Source organism: Sphingopyxis sp. Geo48, from assembly GCF_949769155.1.
Taxonomy (GTDB): domain Bacteria; phylum Pseudomonadota; class Alphaproteobacteria; order Sphingomonadales; family Sphingomonadaceae; genus Sphingopyxis.
The window spans coordinates 19,198-36,329 of record NZ_CATKPA010000010.1 but is presented as its reverse complement, the minus strand read 5'-3'; the positions used below and the strand labels follow the sequence as shown (position 1 = coordinate 36,329).

General features: G+C 65.9%; 18 protein-coding genes. 10 read left to right on the top strand and 8 right to left on the bottom strand.

Annotated features, from left to right (window positions below):
* The first annotated feature begins 50 nt into the window (after nucleotides 1-50).
* The 4 genes from lptB to QOL79_RS18910 all read left to right on the top strand — a co-directional run bounded on the left by lptB (nucleotide 51) and on the right by QOL79_RS18910 (nucleotide 3,481).
* Complete coding sequence (gene lptB / locus QOL79_RS18925) at nucleotides 51-863, top strand: LPS export ABC transporter ATP-binding protein (protein ID WP_058457493.1); 813 nt, start codon at nucleotides 51-53, stop codon at nucleotides 861-863.
* A gap of 140 nt (nucleotides 864-1,003) precedes the next feature.
* Nucleotides 1,004-2,464 carry an RNA polymerase factor sigma-54 gene (gene rpoN, locus QOL79_RS18920; RefSeq protein WP_283420388.1) on the top strand — a complete coding sequence of 487 codons (1,461 nt, stop codon included), beginning with the start codon at nucleotides 1,004-1,006 and terminating at the stop codon, nucleotides 2,462-2,464.
* Between the two features lie 173 nt (nucleotides 2,465-2,637).
* Entirely contained in the window at nucleotides 2,638-2,763 is a 126-nt protein-coding gene (gene ykgO, locus QOL79_RS18915) for a type B 50S ribosomal protein L36 (RefSeq protein WP_003046794.1), read from the top strand.
* Nucleotides 2,764-2,857: 94 nt separating this feature from the next.
* Nucleotides 2,858-3,481, top strand: a complete 624-nt coding sequence (locus QOL79_RS18910; RefSeq protein ID WP_283420387.1) for an HAD family hydrolase — start codon at nucleotides 2,858-2,860, stop codon at nucleotides 3,479-3,481.
* Here the strand turns inward: QOL79_RS18910 and QOL79_RS18905 are convergent.
* Both QOL79_RS18905 and QOL79_RS18900 read right to left on the bottom strand, forming a co-directional pair.
* The gene (locus QOL79_RS18905; protein ID WP_283420386.1) at nucleotides 3,466-4,020 is read right to left on the bottom strand and encodes a hypothetical protein; all 555 of its coding nucleotides are present in this window, start codon (nucleotides 4,018-4,020) and stop codon (nucleotides 3,466-3,468) included. The two genes, QOL79_RS18910 and QOL79_RS18905, sit on opposite strands and share 16 nt — an antisense overlap.
* 36 nt (nucleotides 4,021-4,056) lie before the next feature.
* Entirely contained in the window at nucleotides 4,057-6,213 is a 2,157-nt protein-coding gene (locus QOL79_RS18900; protein WP_283420385.1) for a S9 family peptidase, read from the bottom strand.
* 78 nt (nucleotides 6,214-6,291) lie between these two features.
* On the opposite strand from QOL79_RS18900, the gene QOL79_RS18895 reads away from it, so the two are divergent.
* The 5 genes from QOL79_RS18895 to QOL79_RS18875 all read left to right on the top strand — a co-directional run bounded on the left by QOL79_RS18895 (nucleotide 6,292) and on the right by QOL79_RS18875 (nucleotide 10,962).
* Nucleotides 6,292-8,130: an aminopeptidase P family protein gene (locus QOL79_RS18895; RefSeq protein ID WP_283420384.1), complete on the top strand. Its 1,839-nt coding sequence runs from the start codon at nucleotides 6,292-6,294 to the stop codon at nucleotides 8,128-8,130.
* 8 nt (nucleotides 8,131-8,138) lie between these two features.
* Nucleotides 8,139-8,600 (top strand): acyl-CoA thioesterase, encoded by a 462-nt coding sequence (locus tag QOL79_RS18890; protein ID WP_283420383.1) that lies wholly within the window; start codon nucleotides 8,139-8,141, stop codon nucleotides 8,598-8,600.
* A 282-nt stretch (nucleotides 8,601-8,882) separates the two neighbouring features.
* Nucleotides 8,883-9,350: a hypothetical protein gene (locus QOL79_RS18885; protein ID WP_058457499.1), complete on the top strand. Its 468-nt coding sequence runs from the start codon at nucleotides 8,883-8,885 to the stop codon at nucleotides 9,348-9,350.
* Nucleotides 9,351-9,379: 29 nt separating this feature from the next.
* Nucleotides 9,380-10,324, top strand: coding sequence for a bifunctional diaminohydroxyphosphoribosylaminopyrimidine deaminase/5-amino-6-(5-phosphoribosylamino)uracil reductase RibD (gene ribD / locus QOL79_RS18880; RefSeq protein WP_283420402.1), 945 nt, complete (start codon nucleotides 9,380-9,382; stop codon nucleotides 10,322-10,324).
* A gap of 8 nt (nucleotides 10,325-10,332) precedes the next feature.
* Complete coding sequence (locus QOL79_RS18875) at nucleotides 10,333-10,962, top strand: riboflavin synthase (protein ID WP_283420382.1); 630 nt, start codon at nucleotides 10,333-10,335, stop codon at nucleotides 10,960-10,962.
* A gap of 109 nt (nucleotides 10,963-11,071) precedes the next feature.
* Here QOL79_RS18875 and QOL79_RS18870 read toward each other — a convergent pair whose 3' ends face one another.
* From QOL79_RS18870 to QOL79_RS18845, 6 genes are all read right to left on the bottom strand, one after another.
* Entirely contained in the window at nucleotides 11,072-11,542 is a 471-nt protein-coding gene (locus tag QOL79_RS18870; protein ID WP_058457501.1) for an MmcB family DNA repair protein, read from the bottom strand.
* A gap of 29 nt (nucleotides 11,543-11,571) precedes the next feature.
* On the bottom strand, nucleotides 11,572-12,126 hold the full coding sequence (gene ssb, locus QOL79_RS18865; RefSeq protein ID WP_058457502.1) for a single-stranded DNA-binding protein: 555 nt from the start codon (nucleotides 12,124-12,126) through the stop codon (nucleotides 11,572-11,574).
* Between the two features lie 33 nt (nucleotides 12,127-12,159).
* A complete protein-coding gene (gene feoB, locus QOL79_RS18860; protein WP_283420381.1) occupies nucleotides 12,160-14,019 on the bottom strand; it encodes a ferrous iron transporter B in 1,860 nt (619 codons plus the stop codon).
* Nucleotides 14,016-14,267 (bottom strand): FeoA family protein, encoded by a 252-nt coding sequence (locus QOL79_RS18855; protein ID WP_282950218.1) that lies wholly within the window; start codon nucleotides 14,265-14,267, stop codon nucleotides 14,016-14,018. The genes feoB and QOL79_RS18855 overlap by 4 nt, the downstream gene beginning before the upstream one ends.
* Nucleotides 14,268-14,338: 71 nt before the next feature.
* Nucleotides 14,339-15,004, bottom strand: coding sequence for a COQ9 family protein (locus QOL79_RS18850; protein ID WP_283420380.1), 666 nt, complete (start codon nucleotides 15,002-15,004; stop codon nucleotides 14,339-14,341).
* Nucleotides 15,005-15,009: 5 nt separating this feature from the next.
* A complete protein-coding gene (locus QOL79_RS18845; protein ID WP_283420379.1) occupies nucleotides 15,010-15,921 on the bottom strand; it encodes a DMT family transporter in 912 nt (303 codons plus the stop codon).
* 113 nt (nucleotides 15,922-16,034) lie between these two features.
* On the opposite strand from QOL79_RS18845, the gene QOL79_RS18840 reads away from it, so the two are divergent.
* Nucleotides 16,035-17,120 (top strand): alkene reductase, encoded by a 1,086-nt coding sequence (locus QOL79_RS18840; protein WP_058457507.1) that lies wholly within the window; start codon nucleotides 16,035-16,037, stop codon nucleotides 17,118-17,120.
* The last annotated feature ends 12 nt before the right edge of the window (nucleotides 17,121-17,132 follow it).

Below are 17,132 nucleotides of genomic sequence, written 5' to 3'. Positions count from 1 at the left end.
GCGTCGCTGGGGTAACGCCGCACGGGGGCTAGAACGGATCCAAGCTGCGTATGACCGACGAATCCACGACAGGCACGATGACCAGCGACGATCATGGCGTCGCCGAGCACAGGGCGCATGTCCGGGACGACGCGGCCGCGGGCAATGGACTCGCCGTCATCTCGATCGCAAAAAGCTACGACAAGCGCGTCGTGCTGTCGGACGTGTCGCTGTCGGTCGCGAAGGGCGAGGTCGTCGGCCTGCTCGGCCCGAACGGCGCGGGCAAGACGACCTGCTTCTATTCGATCATGGGGCTGGTGAAGCCCGACGCCGGACGCATCATGCTCGACGGGTCGGATATCACCGCGCTGCCGATGTACCGCCGCGCGATCCTTGGCCTCGGCTATCTGCCGCAGGAAACCTCGATCTTTCGCGGCATGACCGTCGAACAGAATATCGGCGCGGTGCTCGAACTCGCCGAGCCCGACAAGGTGTCGCGCGAACGGCGGCTCGAGGAGCTGCTCGATGAATTCGGTTTGGCACGGCTGCGCGATTCCTCCGCGATGGCGCTGTCGGGCGGCGAACGCCGCCGCGCCGAAATCGCGCGCGCGCTGGCAGCAAACCCGTCGATCATCCTGCTCGACGAGCCGTTTGCGGGCATCGACCCGCTGTCGATCAGCGACATTCGCGACCTTGTCGCCGACCTCAAGACGCGCGGTATCGGGGTGCTGATCACCGACCACAATGTGCGCGAGACGCTGGACCTCGTCGACCGCGCCGCGATCATCTACGACGGCAAGGTGCTGCTTGCCGGCTCGCCGGCCGAACTCGTCGCCGATCCCGAGGTTCGCCGCCTCTACCTCGGCGAGGGCTTCTCGCTTTGACCTTTGGTGTCTTTCACCAAGAAAAAAATCCGTGTGTCCCCGCGAAGGCGGGGACCCATCTCCGGTGGGTTCAAGATGGCGCCGACCGGAGATGGGCTCCCGCCTTCGCGGGAGCGCGCAAGATAGTGAACTAAACGCCGATGGCGTTGGGTCCGCGCCTCGATTTACGCCAGTCGCAATCGCTGGTGATGACGCCGCAGCTGCAGCAGGCGATCAAGCTGCTTGCGCTGTCGAACCTCGAACTCGAGGCCTATCTGGCCGAGGCGCTCGAGGGCAATCCGCTCCTCGACGCCTCGCCCGCCGACCGCGACGATGGCGGGCCCGATGAGGGCGGCGATGACGCGCCCGTCGCCGCGGTGTCGGGCGAGACCGATACCGACCAGGCGCTTTCCTCCGATGCCGGCACGGCCGACGACCTCGACGTCGATTTCGGCGAAGAACGCTTTCATCACGACAGCGCGAGCGATTCGGTCGGTCTGTCGGGCGCCGGCGAGGACATCGATTTCGACAGCTTTGCCGAGCATGACGGAACGCTCCACGACCATCTGATGGCGCAGGTCGGCGAGCGATTCGACGGGATCGAGGCGATCGTCGCGGGGCAGCTCGTCGCGCTGATCGACGAGGCGGGATATCTCCGCGCCGATCTTGCCGAACTCGCATCGCAGCTCGGTGTGCCGCTGGTGCTGCTCGAAGAGGTGCTGGCGGGCATCCAGCTGTTCGATCCCTCGGGAGTCGGCGCGCGCGATCTCGCCGAATGCATCGCGATCCAGGCGCGCGAGGCCGACCGCTACGATCCCGCGATGGCCACGATGATCGCGCACCTCGACCTCGTCGCGAAGGGCGCCTTCCCGCAATTGAAGCGCATCTGCGGGGTTGATGACGAGGATCTCGCCGACATGATTCGCGAGCTGCGCGGCTATGATCCCAAGCCCGGCCTCAAATATGGTGGCGAGGGCGCGCAGGCGGTGGTGCCCGACCTGTATGTGCGCCAGACGGCCAAGGGCTGGGCGGTCGAGGTCAACAGCGGCACGCTCCCAAGGCTGCTCGTCAATCGCCGCTATTATACCGAACTCGCGCAGGGCGCGGCGGCGAAGAGCAAGGCGTGGCTGTCGGAACAGCTGGCGGGCGCGAACTGGCTGGTGCGCGCGCTCGACCAGCGCCAGCGCACGATCGTCAAGGTCGCGAGCGCGATCGTGAAGCAGCAGGAGGGGTTTTTCCTGCACGGCGTCGCGCATATGCGCCCGCTGACCTTGCGCCAGGTCGCCGAGGAGATCGGCATGCACGAATCGACCGTCAGCCGCGTGACGAGCAACAAATATCTGAGCTGCGCGCGCGGGCTGTTCGAGCTCAAATATTTCTTCTCGAGCGGTATTTCGGCGACCGAGGGCGATGGCGCGGTGTCGGCCGAGGCGGTGAAGAGCCGGATCAAGGCGATGATCGAGGCCGAGGACGCCAAGGCGATCCTCTCCGACGAGACGATCGCGCAGAAGCTCTCGGCCGAGGGCCACGACATCGCGCGGCGCACCGTGGTCAAATATCGCGAGGCGATGGGCTATGGCTCGTCGGTGCAGCGACGGCGGCAAAAGGCGCTCGCGGGGTAATTCTCTCCTCGTCACCCCGGACTTGATCCGGGGTCCCTATGGTCGAGCGCGGCGATGGATGCCGGATCAAGTCCGGCATGACGAAATATGGGCGAGGGGCGGTTGACTTTTTCCGCCCTTCCCCATAGTTGCGCCGCTTCGCGTCAATACGCCAAGATTTACGGACAGAGATCATGAAGATTCGCAACAGCCTGAAGTCGCTGAAGGACCGCCACCGGGATAACCGCGTTATCCGTCGCCGTGGCCGCACCTATGTGATCAACAAGACCAACCGCCGCTTCAAGGCGCGCCAGGGCTGAACGTCCTGCCGGGACTTATGTCCCGCGCGCATAGCCAAGCTAGCGTAACGCCGTCGGATGCTTCCGGCGGCGCTTTCGCGTGTCTGGAGGACGCATGCTTCGCCCCATAATTCGCCGATGCGTGATCTTCGATGTCGGCCGCGTCCTGTTCGACTGGGATCTGCGCCATCTCTTCGCGAAACTGATCGACGATCAGGATCGGCTCGAATGGTTCGTGACCAACGTCGTCACGCCCGAATGGCATTTCCAGCACGACGCCGGCCGCCCGCTCGCCGAGATGCTGCCCGAGCTCCAGGCCGAGTTCCCGGAGCATGAAGCGCTGATCGACGCCTATGCGGCGCGTTTCAACGAGACAATTCCCGGCCCGGTGCCCGGCAGCCTCGAACTGGTCGAACGGCTCGACGATGCGGGCGTGCCGCTGTTCGCGATCACCAACTTCGGGCATGAATTCTGGGAAGGATTCCGCCCGAGCCAGCCGATCTTCGACCGCTTTCGCGATATCGTCGTCTCGGGCACCGAAAGGCTGATGAAGCCCGACCCGGCGATCTATCGCCTCGCGATCGAGCGATTCGGCATCGATCCCGCGGGGGCGCTGTTCATCGACGATGTCGCGCATAATATCGCGGGCGCCGAATCGGTCGGGTTTGCGGGGCATCGGTTCGTCGATGCGGCGACGCTGGAGCGCGAGTTGGTGGCGCGTGGTTATCTGGCTACTTGACGTAGATGCCTGTCAATCTGGCGCGTTAATCTGAACCCGACATAATCTCTTTTCCGCATGGAAGGCCGGTAGTAGACGTCCCAATAGCTGGACACGCGTTGCTTCGTTAGAAACCAATAATCTGGATTATCTCTCAGAAACTCAATGATCGGACCGGGAACCGATTCGCCGAACGCACCAGCAATGTCGTCCAAAATCTCGACCAGATATTCGCCGATCAGCGCAACAATGAACGGCGCAGTCCAAGGATGAATATCCAGCAAGAGGTCACGGACCGCGCGTTGTCGTTCAAATCCGTCGCTGCTGCGTGATCGCAGGCACCGCACCATCAAGCGAATATCGCCGCGCAATGCCTCATCGGCGTGATTGTTGCGAAAACGCAGTCGCGCGGGAATTCGAATTGTCTCGCCACCGAGCGAGACTTCAAATTGCTCGGTCCATTGACTGGTCTGAAGTTGATCAGAGCCATAGATCGAGGCTTCAGTCGCGAGTATGTGTAGCGACCGAGGAAATGCTTCGCCGAGCAAGTCGGCGCTCAAGCTGGTATGCATTTCTCCGATAGCGAGGCCGGCGGCCTATTTCTCCACCCCGAGCTGCGTCAGCACGAAGGCGAATTCCTCGGCATCCTCGCGCAGCGCGCCCCAGCGGCCCGATTTGCCGCCATGGCCCGCGCCCATGTTGGTGCGCAGCAACAAGGTTGCATCGTTGGTGCGCGTCGCGCGAAGCTTCGCGACCCATTTCGCGGGCTCCCAATAGGTCACGCGCGGGTCGTTGAGCCCCGCCGACACCAGCATCGGCGGATAGGCTTTTGCGGTCACATTGTCGTAGGGGCTGTAGCTCAGCATATAATCGAACGCGGCCTTGTCGGTGACCGGATTGCCCCATTCGGGCCATTCGCCCGGGGTCAGCGGCAGCGTGTCGTCGACCATCGTGTTGATGACGTCGACGAAGGGCACGCCCGCGAGCACCGCGCCCCAAAGCTCGGGCGCCTCGTTATAGATCACGCCCATCACCTGCCCGCCCGCCGAGCGGCCCTCGACCGAAATCTTGCCGGCCGAGGTATATTTCTTCGCGATCAGCCCCTTGGCGACGTCGATGAAATCGTTGAAGCTGTTCTTGCGCTCGGTCGTCTTGCCCGCAAGGTACCAGGCGCGGCCCATGTCGTCGCCGCCGCGGACATGCGCGATCGCATAGATCATGCCGCGATCGACGAGGCTGAGCCGCGTCGTCGAAAAGCCCGGCGGCACGCGGTAGCCGTAACTGCCATAGGCATAGAGATGCATCGGCGCGCTGCCGTCGAGTTTCGTCCCTTTCTTGTAAACGAGCGAGGCGGGGATCATCGTCTTGCCGTCGCGGCTCGGCAGATTAACCCATTCGGTTACATATTGCGTGGCGTCATAACCCGAAGGGATTTCCTGCACCTTCAGCGTCTCGAGCTTGCCGGTCGCGAGATCATAGTCATAGACGGTGTCGGGGGTGACCATCGATTCATAGTCGAGCCGCAGCTTGTCCTGATGATATTCGGGATTGTCGCCGAGACCCGCAACGTACGTGGCCTCGGGGAATTTGATCCGGCCGGGGGTCAGCGGCGCGTCATAGCGGCGGATATCGACCTGATCGAGTCCGTCCTCGCGCGCCTCGATCACGAAATAGTCGCGGAACACCGACAGGCCGGTGATGTAGCTGTGGTCCGATCCCGGGATCAGCGTCGTCCACTTGCCCGGCGCCTTGATGCTCGCGGTCGCCACACGGAAATTCGGATGCTCGTCGTTGGTGTGGATGTAGAGCGTGCCGTCGCGTTCGTCGACGCTGTACTCGCGGCCCTTCTGCCGCGCCGAAACGAGTTGCAGCGGGGCTTCGGGATTGTCGGCGGGGAGCAGATAGACCTCGCTCGTCTCGTTGTCGCCCGTCGCGATCACGATATAATTGTCGGCCGCGGTCTTTCCGATCCCGACCCCGAAGCCGATGTCGGGCTCCTTGTAGAGCAGCTTGTCGTCGGCGACGGGCGTGCCGAGCTTGTGCAGCCGGACATTGTCGGTGCGCCAGTTCTCGTTCGCCAGGCCATAGAGGATCGCGTCGTTGCCCGAGGTCCAGACGAGCGACGACAGCGTGCCCGGAATGACGTCGGGCAGCAGTTCGCCGGTCTCGAGGTTGCGGACGCGCGCCTCGAACCGCTCCGATCCATTGTCGTCGAACGAATAGGCCATCAGCTTGCCGTTCGGGCTGATCGACAGCTCGGCGAGGCGGAAATATTCCTTGCCTGCGGCCATCGCGACCTCGTCGAGGATCAGCTGCGCCTCGCCCGAGCCTGACGCTGGCTTCCGGTACCATTTCTTATACTCGGCGCCTTCCTCGAACTCGACCCAGTAGAGCCAGTCGCCGTCCTTCTGCGGCACGCTCGAATCGGCTTCCTTGATGCGGCCCTTCATCTCCTGGAACAGCGTCTCGACCAGCTTTGCATGAGGCTTCATCGTCGCGTCGAAATAGGCGTTCTCGGCCTTCACATAATCGAGGATGTCGGCGTCATCGATCACGGGATAGCTCTGGTCGCGGAGCCAGTAATAGGGGTCGGACAGCGTCGTGCCGTGCAGGGTCGTCTCGTGGGGCCGCTTGTCGGCGACCGGGGCGGCGGGGCTGTTGGTCAATTCCGTCTCTTTCTCTTGGGCAAGGGCAGCTGGGGCAAAGGCGCTCGGGGACGCGACAAGCGGGGTGGTAATTGCGGCCAGAAACATCCAAATAGCGCGCATAGCCCCCCGCAGCGTCGCCCCGATCGGGCAGGATGGCTGCGATGTAGGAACAAGGAACCAGCCATGTCCAGCCCCGTCCCCGGCACTATTTACGCAGAGCGCCTCGCCCGCCTCCGCGCCGAACTCGCCGCGCGCGGCCTCGACGGCTTCGTCGTGCCGATCAGCGACGAGCATATGAGCGAATATGTCGGCGCCTATGCGCAGCGCATGGCGTGGCTGACAGGCTTCGGCGGCTCGGCCGGGACCGCGGCGGTGCTGCCGACAAAGGCCGCGGTGTTCGTCGACGGGCGCTATACGGTGCAGGTGCGCGATCAGGTCGATGGCACGCTGTTCGACTATGTCGGCGTGCCGCAGTCGAGCGTTGCCGAATGGCTCGGTGCCAATGTCAGTGCGGGGCAGAAGGTCGGTTACGATCCATGGCTCCACAGCATCGACTGGGCACGGAATCTGGAAAAGGCGCTCGCCGCGAAGGGCGTGAGCCTCGTCGCAGTGACGCCGAACCCGCTCGACGCGGCGTGGGACGACCAGCCCGCGCCGAGCGACGAGGTGGTGACGGTCCATGACACGGCATTGGCCGGCCAGAGCGCGGTCGAAAAGCGCGAGATCATCGCCGACTGGCTGAAAGCAAAGGGTCTCGACACGACGGTGATGACCGCGCTCGATTCGATCGCCTGGACCTTCAATATCCGCGGGCAGGACGTCAGCCACACGCCGGTCGGGCTCGCGTTCGCGCTGCTCCACGCCGACGCGACCGCCGATCTGTTCATCGCCCCCGAAAAGGTCACCGACGCGGTGCGCGCGCATCTCGGTAACAGCGTGCGGATTCACGATCGCGACGCGTTCGAGACGGCGCTCGCCGACCTGTCGGGCAAGGCGGTCGCGGTCGATCCCGACCGCGCCGTCGCCGCAATCTTCACCGCACTGGAAGCGGCGGGTGCAAAGGTGGAGCGCCATCGTGACCCCGCGGTGCTGCCCAAGGCGATCAAGAACGACACCGAACTCGACGGCACGCGCGCCGCGCACGTCCGCGACGGCGTCGCGGTCGCGCGGTTCCTGAAATGGATGGAAGAGGTCGCGCCCGAGGGGAATCTCGACGAACTCGGCGCCGCGGCGAAGCTTCGCGAATTCCGCGATGCGAACGGCGCGCTCAAGGATCTGTCGTTCGATACCATCTCGGCCGCCGGGCCGAACGGCGCGCTGCCGCATTACAAGGTCGACGAGACGACCAATCGCGCGATCGAGACCGGCACGCTCTATCTCGTCGATTCGGGCGGGCAATATGCCGACGGGACAACCGACATCACGCGCACGATCGCGATCGGCACCCCGACCGCCGAGATGCGCCGCCGCTTCACGCAGGTGCTGAAGGGCCACATCGCGCTTGCGACCGCGCGCTTCCCCAAGGGGACGCGCGGCAGCCAGCTCGACATTCTCGCGCGCCAGTATCTGTGGGCCGACGGGGTCGATTATGCCCATGGCACCGGGCACGGCGTCGGCACCTATCTCGCGGTCCATGAGGGGCCGCAGCGCATCGCCAAGCCGGCGGGTGGCCAGGCCGGGACCGAGGAGCCGCTCCACGCGGGCATGATCCTCTCGAACGAGCCCGGCTATTACAAGGCGGGGCATTTCGGGATCCGCATCGAGAATCTGGTCGTCGTCATCCCGCAGAGCATCGCGGGCGCCGAGGAGGAGATGCTGGGGTTCGAAACGATCACCTTCGCCCCGATCGCGCAGAACCTCGTCGACGTCGCGCTGTTGTCCGACGCCGAGGCCGACTGGCTCGACGCCTATCATGCCGAGGTGCTGGAGAAGCTCGGCGCGGGCATGGCGGGCGAGGAGCGCGCCTGGCTCGAGGCCGCCTGTGCGCCGCTTGACCGCACTCCCGCCGCGCTCGCCGCCTGAGCCTGCGCATGACCGAGCATCGCAGCGCCGTGCCGCTCGCCGATTTTCGCGTGCAGGAGCGTGTGCGCGTGCGTTTCAACGAGATCGACGGCCAGAATATCGTCTTCAACGGCAATTATCTGGTCTATGCCGATATCGGCGTCACCGAATATTTCCGCGCCCTCGGCGAGGGGCAGCCCGGCCCCTATTTTCACCAATATGGTACAGACATTCGCGAAACGCATTGCGAAATCGACTATCATGCGCCGGCCCGCCTCGACGAACTGATCACGATCGCGGCGCGGATCAGCGCCTTCGGGCGCACGAGCTTTACGCTCCATTGCGGGATTTTCCGCGGCGAAGAGCGGCTGACCGACATCGAAATCAGCTATGCGCATATCGATTCGGACAGCGGGCAACCGACGCCGCTGCCGGGCAGCTTCATTGCCGAAGTGCGGCGATTCGAATCGCGCACACCCGTTCAGGGCTGATTCGCGGCCGGTCCGATTCGAACCGGATCGTATTTCTCGATCAAAAAAGTCGGGTTTTCTGCCGCAAACGGCAAAAAAAAGGGCCGCCCGAAGGCGGCCCGTGAAAGTTTTGGGAGAGGATGCCTAAAAGGCAAGTGTGTTATTGCACTGCACAATGAATGCTGCAACTGCGAAAAGAGCATCCGTAATTGCATTTTTTGCAATCGAGAACGTTACCATCGGTCACATCGCGCAATCGACGCGCCTCTCGCCAATCGCGCCAACATCCCCTAAATTGGCGTCATGGGAATGTTCAACAATTGGGATGTCGGCGGCGGGATCGCCGATTTCTGGGCCTACATCCGCGAACCGCGTCCGCATCGCTGGGCGAGCTGGGGCGTCGCGATCGTGCTGCCGATCGTGGTGATCTGGGGGTTTTCCAAATATCTCATCCCGTATGAAAAGCCCAAGCCGACGATCGTCTATTTCGAAAATTGGCAGGCGACGCGCAGCGAGGCCGATATTCGCGCCGACTGGGTGAAGCGTGCCAAGGAGACGACACTCCGCAACGCGCAGAAGCGTGCCGAGTATCAGCGCTTCGCCGACAGCCTGGGAATCGACTATGATTCGAGCGAGGCCGACAAGGTGACGCGCGAGACGCTGGGCGAAGATGTCGCGGCGGCGGCGAAAGAGAAGAAGCCCGCACCGCCGAAGCGCTCGACGCTTGCCGAACGCGCGGCCCGCGGTCCGGCCGCCCAAACGCAGCCCTGATGCAGCGGCCGCCTTCCGACGCCGACTGGATGGCGGCCACCGTCGCGCTGTCGCGGCGCGGCCGGCCGGCTTCGGCGCCCAATCCCAATGTCGGATGCCTGCTGGTCAAGGATGGCAAGGTCGTCGCGCGCGGCTGGACCCAGCCCGGCGGGCGCCCGCACGCCGAAGCGGTGGCGCTGGCCGCTGCGGGCGATGCGGCGCGCGGCGCGACCGCCTATGTCAGCCTCGAACCCTGCGCGCACGCCAGCCCGCGCGGGCCCTGCTGCACCGACCTGCTCGTCGCGGCGGGGATCGCGCGCGTTGTCATCGCCACGCGGGATCCCGACCCGCGCACCGACGGCGCCGGGATCGCGCGCCTGCGCGCGGCAGGAATCGAGGTCGAGACGGGCCTTCTTGCCGCCGAAGCCCGGACCGCGATGGCGCCCTGGTGGACGCGGCAGCGCGAAGGGCGGCCGTTCGTGACGCTCAAGCTCGCCACCTCGCTCGACGGCTGCATCGCGATGGCCGACGGGTCGAGCCGCTGGATCACGGGGGAGCGCGCGCGCGCCCACGGCCATCTCGAGCGCGCGAGCCATCAGGCGATCCTCGTCGGACGCGGCACGCTCGCGGCCGATGCCCCGACGCTCGATGTCCGCTTGCCGGGTCTTGAGGATCGCAGCCCGAAACGGCTGGTGCTGACATCGGGCGCGGCGACCGAGGGCTGGACCGCCGTCGCCTCGCCCGCTGCGGTGGCGGGCGTCGATTCGCTGCTCGTCGAGGGCGGCGCGGGCGCGGCCTCGGCCTTTGTCGCCGCCGACCGCGTCGACCGGCTCCTGCTCTACCGCGCGCCGATCCTGATCGGGGGCGGCAAGCCCGCGCTCGGCGACATCGGCCTCTCCGACCTCGCCGACGCGCACGGCCGCTGGCGGCTCGCCGACAGCCGCCTGCTTGGCAGCGACCGGCTCGACGTCTACGAGCGCATCAGGATCATTTGAGGGCTTTTATGTTCACCGGCATCATCACCGACATCGGCACCATCCGCAGCCGCGAGGATCGCGGCGACACCCGCCTCGTCATCGGCACGCGCTACGACGTCGATGGCATCGACCTCGGTGCGTCGATCGCCTGCTCGGGCGCGTGCCTGACGGTGGTCGACAAGGGCGTCGACGAGGGTAGCAACGGCCCCGGCGGCTGGTTCGCGATCGACGCCAGCGCCGAAACGCTGGCGCGCACGGCCCCGGGCATGTGGGACGCGGGGCGCCGCCTAAACCTCGAACGTGCGCTCAAGATCGGCGACGAACTGGGCGGGCATATCGTCACCGGCCATGTCGACGCCGTCGGGCGCATCGTCGCGGTCGAGCCCGTCGGCGACAGCGTCAAGGTGACGGTCGAGGCGCCCGCCGAGCTCGCGCCCCACATTGCGCCCAAGGGTTCGATCACCCTCGATGGCGTATCGCTGACCGTGAACGAGGTGAGCGACCAGCCGGACGGAGCCGCGCATTTCACGCTCAACATCATCCCGCACACACAGGAGATGACGACGCTCGACGAAGCGGTCGCGGGGCGCCCGGTCAACCTCGAGATCGACATCCTCGCGCGGTACCTCGCGCGGATGCAGGCGCGCGGGGCTTAATTCCTACTCGTCATTGCGAGCGAAGCGAAGCAATCCAGAGCGATTTTATGCACACTCTGGATAGCGCGTCGCCTTCGGCTCCTCGCAATGACGACGATTTTGAAAGAGGCTAACCTTCGATCCAGCTCGCTGCCAGCTCGGGATCCGCCGCGATCATCGACCGCCGCATCGCGACGCGGCCGATGCGCAGCAGCTCGGCTTTGCGCCGCGCTGGGGCGAGGTTGCAGTTCGCGGCCTCGCGAACGACCGCCGCACCATAGCGGTCGGCGATGATCAGGCCCGAGCTTTCCGGGCGATAATCGGGTGTATCGAGAATCGCTGGGTCGAGTCCCGATGCCAGCGCCCAATAAAAGCGGTCGCACCAGTCGCAATAGTCGGGCCATTTGCCGTCGCCGTGCAGGTCGGCACGGCTGACCTTGATCTCGACGATCGTGATATTTCCCTTGGCGTCGATCGCGGTGAGGTCGGTGCGCCGCCCGTTGGGCAGCGTCACTTCGGGGATCGCGACCAGCCCCTGCTGCGCGAACAGCCGGCATACGCCGCGCGCGACATCCGCGGCGGTCAGCAGGTCAGTCGCCATGGGTCAAAGTCCTCGGAACGGCCAGACCGTCAGAACGGGACGTCGTCGTCCAGATCGTCGTCGAAGGGCGGGCGTCCGCCGCTACCGCCCGAGCTGCCGCCACCGCCCTGGTTCCAGCCGCCGCCCGAGCTTCCGCCCGACGCGCCGCCGCCTTGATCCCAGCCGCCGCTCGATCCGCCGCCGCCCTGGTTCCAGCTGTCGCCGCCGCGCGAACCGCCGCCGCCGCCGCCGGGCGCGCCGTCGAGCATGGTCAGCGTGCCGCCCATGCCGGCGATCACGACCTCGGTCGTATATTTGTCGTTGCCGTCGCGGTCCTGCCACTTGCGGGTGCGCAGCGAGCCTTCGATGTAAACTTTCGAGCCCTTCTTGAGGTAGCGCTCGACGACGCCGACCAGCCCGTCGCCGTTGATGACGACATTATGCCATTCGGTGCGCTCCTTGCGCTCGCCGGTCATCCGATCCTTCCACTGTTCGGAGGTCGCGATGCGGATATTGGCGATCTTGCCGCCGTTCTGGAACGACTTGATTTCGGGATCGGCGCCGAGGTTGCCGATAAGAATTACCTTGTTGACGCTGCCAGCCATCCGCCGCTCCGCTCCGCTCAAAAGTTGGAAGGATCAGCCTAGGCCAAAGGCGACGGCTGTCCAGTAAGTGATACCTGCTGCGGCATAGGCGAGCAGGAACAAATAGCCAACCATGAACATGGGCCATTTCCAACCATTGGTCTCGCGGCGGGTGATCGCGATCGTCGAAATGCACTGCGGCGCAAAGACAAACCAGGCGAGGAAAGCGAGCGCGGTCGCGAGGCTCCATTTGCCCTGCAGCCGCTCGCCCAGCGTCTCGGCCATCGCCGCCTCGTCGCCGTCGGCATCAATCGCATTGGCGGTCGCCATCGCCGACACCGCGACCTCGCGCGCCGCCATCGCAGGGATCAGCGCGAGCGCGATGTCGTGGTTGAAACCGATCGGCTTGATGACCACTTCGAGGCCGCTCGCGATGCGGCCGGCGACGCTATATTCGACCTGGCTCTGCCCCACGGGCGCCTTCGGAAAGCTCAGCAGCAGCCAGAGGACGACGGTGGTCATCGCGATGATCGTGCCCGCGCGGCGCAGGAATATCCACGCGCGCTGCCACAGCGCGATCGCGATGTCGCGCGCGCGCGGCCATTGATAGCGTGGCATTTCCATCATGAAGCCCGCGGCATTGCCTCTGGTCACCGACCGGCGGAGGACATAGGCGACGAGCAGCGCGCCGACGATCCCGCTCAAAAACAGGCCGAAGAGGACGAGGCCCTGGAGGCCGACCGGGGTTCCGCCGACGTTTCGCGCCGGAATGAAGGCGCCGATGACCAGCGCATAGACGGGCATCCGGGCCGAACAGGTCATCAGCGGGGCGATCAGGATCGTCGTCAGCCGGTCCTTCTCGTCGGGAATGGCACGCGTCGCCATGATCCCCGGCACCGCGCAGGCGAAGCTGGACACCAGCGGGATGAAGCCGCGCCCCGAGAGGCCGACCTTGCCCATCAGCCCGTCCATCAGGAAAGCGGCGCGCGCCATATAACCCGACGCCTCGAGCAGCAGGATGAAGAAGAAGAGGATCAGGATCTGCGGCAGGAAGACGATCACCGCGCCGACCCCGGCGAGCAACCCCTCGACGATCAGCCCGCGCAGGAAAGTGTCGGGCATCGTGTCGACCACCCAGCCCTGCAGCAGGCCGATCCCGCTCTCGAGGAAATCGGCAGGGGCCTCGGCGGCAGCATAGACCGACTGGAACATCACGAACATCAGCACGAGCAGGAGGGCGAAGCCCCCGATCGGGTGGAGCACGATCGAATCGACGCGCTGCGTCCAGCGCCGGACCGGCGTCTCGCTGAGCGTCGCGGCGCGGGCGAGCGCGCGGGCGCGCTGGTGGAGCGAAGCGTCGCTGCGCGGCGCGGGGACGACTTCGCGCGGCTCGTGCGTGCGGATCGCGTCATCGACCGCTTCGAGAAGTTCGGCGAGCCCGCGTTTGCGCACCGCCACCGTCGGGACGACGGGTACGCCGAGTTCGCGCGCCAGCCGCTGGGGATCGAGGGTCAGCCCGTCGCGCTCGGCAAGGTCGAGCATGTTGAGCGCCACCACCGTCGGCAGGCCGAGCGCGAGCAGTTCCAGCGCAAAACAGAGATGATTGTCGAGGTTCGCGGCGTCGACGACGACGATCAGCGCGTCGGGGCGCTTCTCGCCCTCCTGTTTGCCGAGCACGACGTCGCGCGTCACCGCCTCGTCGAGGCTCGCAGGGGTCAGGCTGTAGGTGCCGGGCAAGTCGATCAGGGCGATCGGGCGTCCGTCGGCGAAGCTTGCATGACCCGCCTTCCGCTCGACGGTGACGCCGGGGTAATTGGCGATCTTCTGCCGCGCGCCGGTCAGCGCGTTGAACAGGCTCGACTTGCCGGCATTGGGATTGCCGACCAGGGCGATGGAAGGAATCGGACCGGTCATGCCGCTGCCGGCTCGACCTCGATCGCCGCGGCTTGCCGCGACCGGATGATGACCTTCATGCGGCCGATGGTCAGCGCCAGCGGGTCGCGCGAAAAGAGGCTGCCGCGATGGAGCGGCACGACCTCGCACCCCTCCATCAGCCCGAATTCGCGCAGGCGCCGACCTTCGTCGACCGATATCGCATTCCAGTCGATGCGCGTGATGCGCACCGCGACGCCCAGGGGCGCCCTATCGAGCAAGGCTGTCATTTGCGAGCGATTATCAATATCGGCTGGCGAATGCCAGCCCCCTTTGCGCCTGCGTCCTGGCGTCCGCTCAATCAGCGCCCCGGATAGCGGAGGCGCCCGACGAAGCGCGCGAGGCTCGGGCGTTCGATGCCGCGCGCGGCGCGGCGGTGCTTCCAGCTTTCGAACCGCATCACCTGATCGATCCGGCGCGCCAGGAAAGCACGCGTTTCGGCGAAATCCTCGCTCTCGTCGTTCAGGAACACCGCCATCGTCGATCCATAGACGGCGCCGAGGATCGTGCGCTTGCTGTAGTGGTTGAAATCGGTCGCGGTGTCGCCGGCAAGCTTCCACATCAGGTCGGCGGCGCGCCAGCCGAGCTTTGCCGCGTGCGGGGCGTTGGTCGGAAGCGCCAGCAGGGCGAGCGCACGGCGCAGCGATTCGCGGTTGGGCGCGAGAAGGGCGATGCGCGTCTCGACGAGCGTTGTGATCCGCTCGCGGATTTTCAACGTGGCGAGCTTCTCGGCCGGCCAGCGTTCGGCCATGCGCGCGTCGATATCGGCGAACCAGGCGTCGACCATGTCGCGCGCACCGCCGGGAAAGGCGAGCTTCGCGACGTCGATATCGACACCGAGGCGCGTCGCTGCGTCGGCGAGCGCCCCGGTGCTGAAGCCGTCGAACGGCGCATTGTCCGCGATCAGCGGCGCGAGCGCGGCGCGGATCTCGTCGAGGGTCGGGTCGGCGGGAAGGATCGAAGCCATAAGCGTCAGATAGGCCGCGTCGCGCGGTTCGGCAACCGGATCAGCACCAGCGCCGTGCCGACCATCATCCCCCCGAAAATATCGATCGCCGACAGCGTCTCGCCGAAACCGATCCAGCCGCTGAGCGCGGCGACCGCGGGCTGGACGAGCAGGGTCAGCCCGATGACCAGCGGCGAGAAGCGCGGCAGCGACCAGATCATCAGCCCCTGCCCGATGATCTGGCTGGTCAGCGCGAGCAGGATAAGCGGGGTCCAGTTTTGCGGCATTATCGTTTCGCCAAGCGCCAGCGCGGTGCCGAGCAGGATGGGGACGCAGACCGTCGAGGCGATGGCGAGCGCGGTCCATGGCGCGAGCGCGCCGCGCACGCGCTGCATCAGGATAACATAGCCCGTATAGAGCACCCCCGCGAACAGGCAGAACAAGTCGCCGACGAGATAGTCGGGCGACAATTCATAGCTTTGCCCCATGAGCAGCGCCGATCCGGTGAAGGCGAGCCATATTGCCGCCGCCTGCCATCCGCGTGGCAACCGGCGCGCCAGGATGACCCCCCAGATCACGAGCAGCAGGCTGGCCGAGTTGCCGAACAGCGTCGCGTTGGCGACCTTGGTCTGCAGGATCCCGAGGTGCCAGGCGGCGAGGTCGAGCGCGAAGAATACGCCCGCCGCGGCGGCAATGCCGACCGCGGGGCGCGGCGGCAGCCGCCCGCCGCTCTCGCGCCACGCGAGCGCGAGGAGAAAGGGCAGCGCGAGGGTCATGCGCCAGAAGGCCGAAGCGGTCGGCCCGGTATCGGCGAGCCGCACGAGCATCGCGCCGATCGATAGCGCGATATTGCCGCCGAGCAGCGCGAGGAACGCCCAGCGGGTCGATGCCACGCCCTTTCGGGTCTCTGCGTCGAGGCGTTCGATCTTGGCTGTCATTTAGATTTTCTTTTGCTACCCACCATTGTGCCGGCGCCGCGGCGTCCATAGCTTCGCGGGCCATAGCGACGACCGATGGGGCCGTCGCGAATAAAGTGAGACGTGGAGGAACCATGGCCGTATCGCTGTTCGATCCGATCAAACTGGGCGCCATCGAGGCGCCGAACCGCATCATCATGGCGCCGCTGACGCGCGGCCGCGCCGGCCCGGGTTTCGTGCCCAACGAGCTCGCGCGCGAATATTATCGCCAGCGCGCCGCGGCGGGGCTGATCATCTCCGAAGCCACCGGCATCTCGCAGGAAGGTCTCGGCTGGCCGAGCGCGCCGGGCCTGTGGACCGAGGCACAGGTCGAGGGCTGGAAGCCGGTGACCGACGCGGTCCACGCCGCGGGCGGGCGCATCGTCGCGCAGCTCTGGCACATGGGCCGTTTGGTCCATTCGGTGTTCAACGACGGCAAGCAGCCGGTGTCGGCCTCGGCGACCAAGGGTGTCGGCCGCGCGCACACACCGGTCGGACGCCTCGACCTCGAGGAAGCGCGCCCGCTGCGCCTCGACGAGATTCCGCGTGTGATCGCCGATTATGCGAAGGCTGCCGAGAATGCGAAGAAGGCCGGTTTCGATGGAGTGCAGCTTCACGGCGCCAACGGCTATCTGATCGACCAGTTCCTGCGCGACGGGTCGAACCTGCGCGACGACGATTATGGCGGGCCGGTCGAAAACCGCATCCGCCTGCTCCGTGAAGTTACCGAGGCGCTGGTCTCGGTCTGGGGTGCCGATCGCGTCGGCGTGCGCCTGTCGCCCAACGGCGAAACGCAGGGCGTCGACGACAGCGCGCCCGAAAAGCTGTTCCCGGCGGCGGCGGCGGCGCTCGATGCGCTCGGCATCGCCTTCCTCGAACTGCGCGAGCCCGGCCCCGACGGCACGTTCGGCCGTACCGACGTGCCGAAACAGTCGCCCGCGATTCGCCAGGCGTTCAAGGGTCCGCTGATCCTCAACAGCGACTATGACGTGGCGAAGGCAGAAGACGCGCTTGCCAGCGGTCTCGCCGACGCGATCGCCTTCGGACGGCCCTTCATCGGCAACCCCGACCTCGTCGAGCGCATCCGCACCGGCGCCGAATGGGCCGCGGACAACCCGCAAACCTGGTATTCTCCGGGCCCCGAGGGATACACCGACTATCCGGCGCTGGTCACGGCGTAACGCAACCGAAAG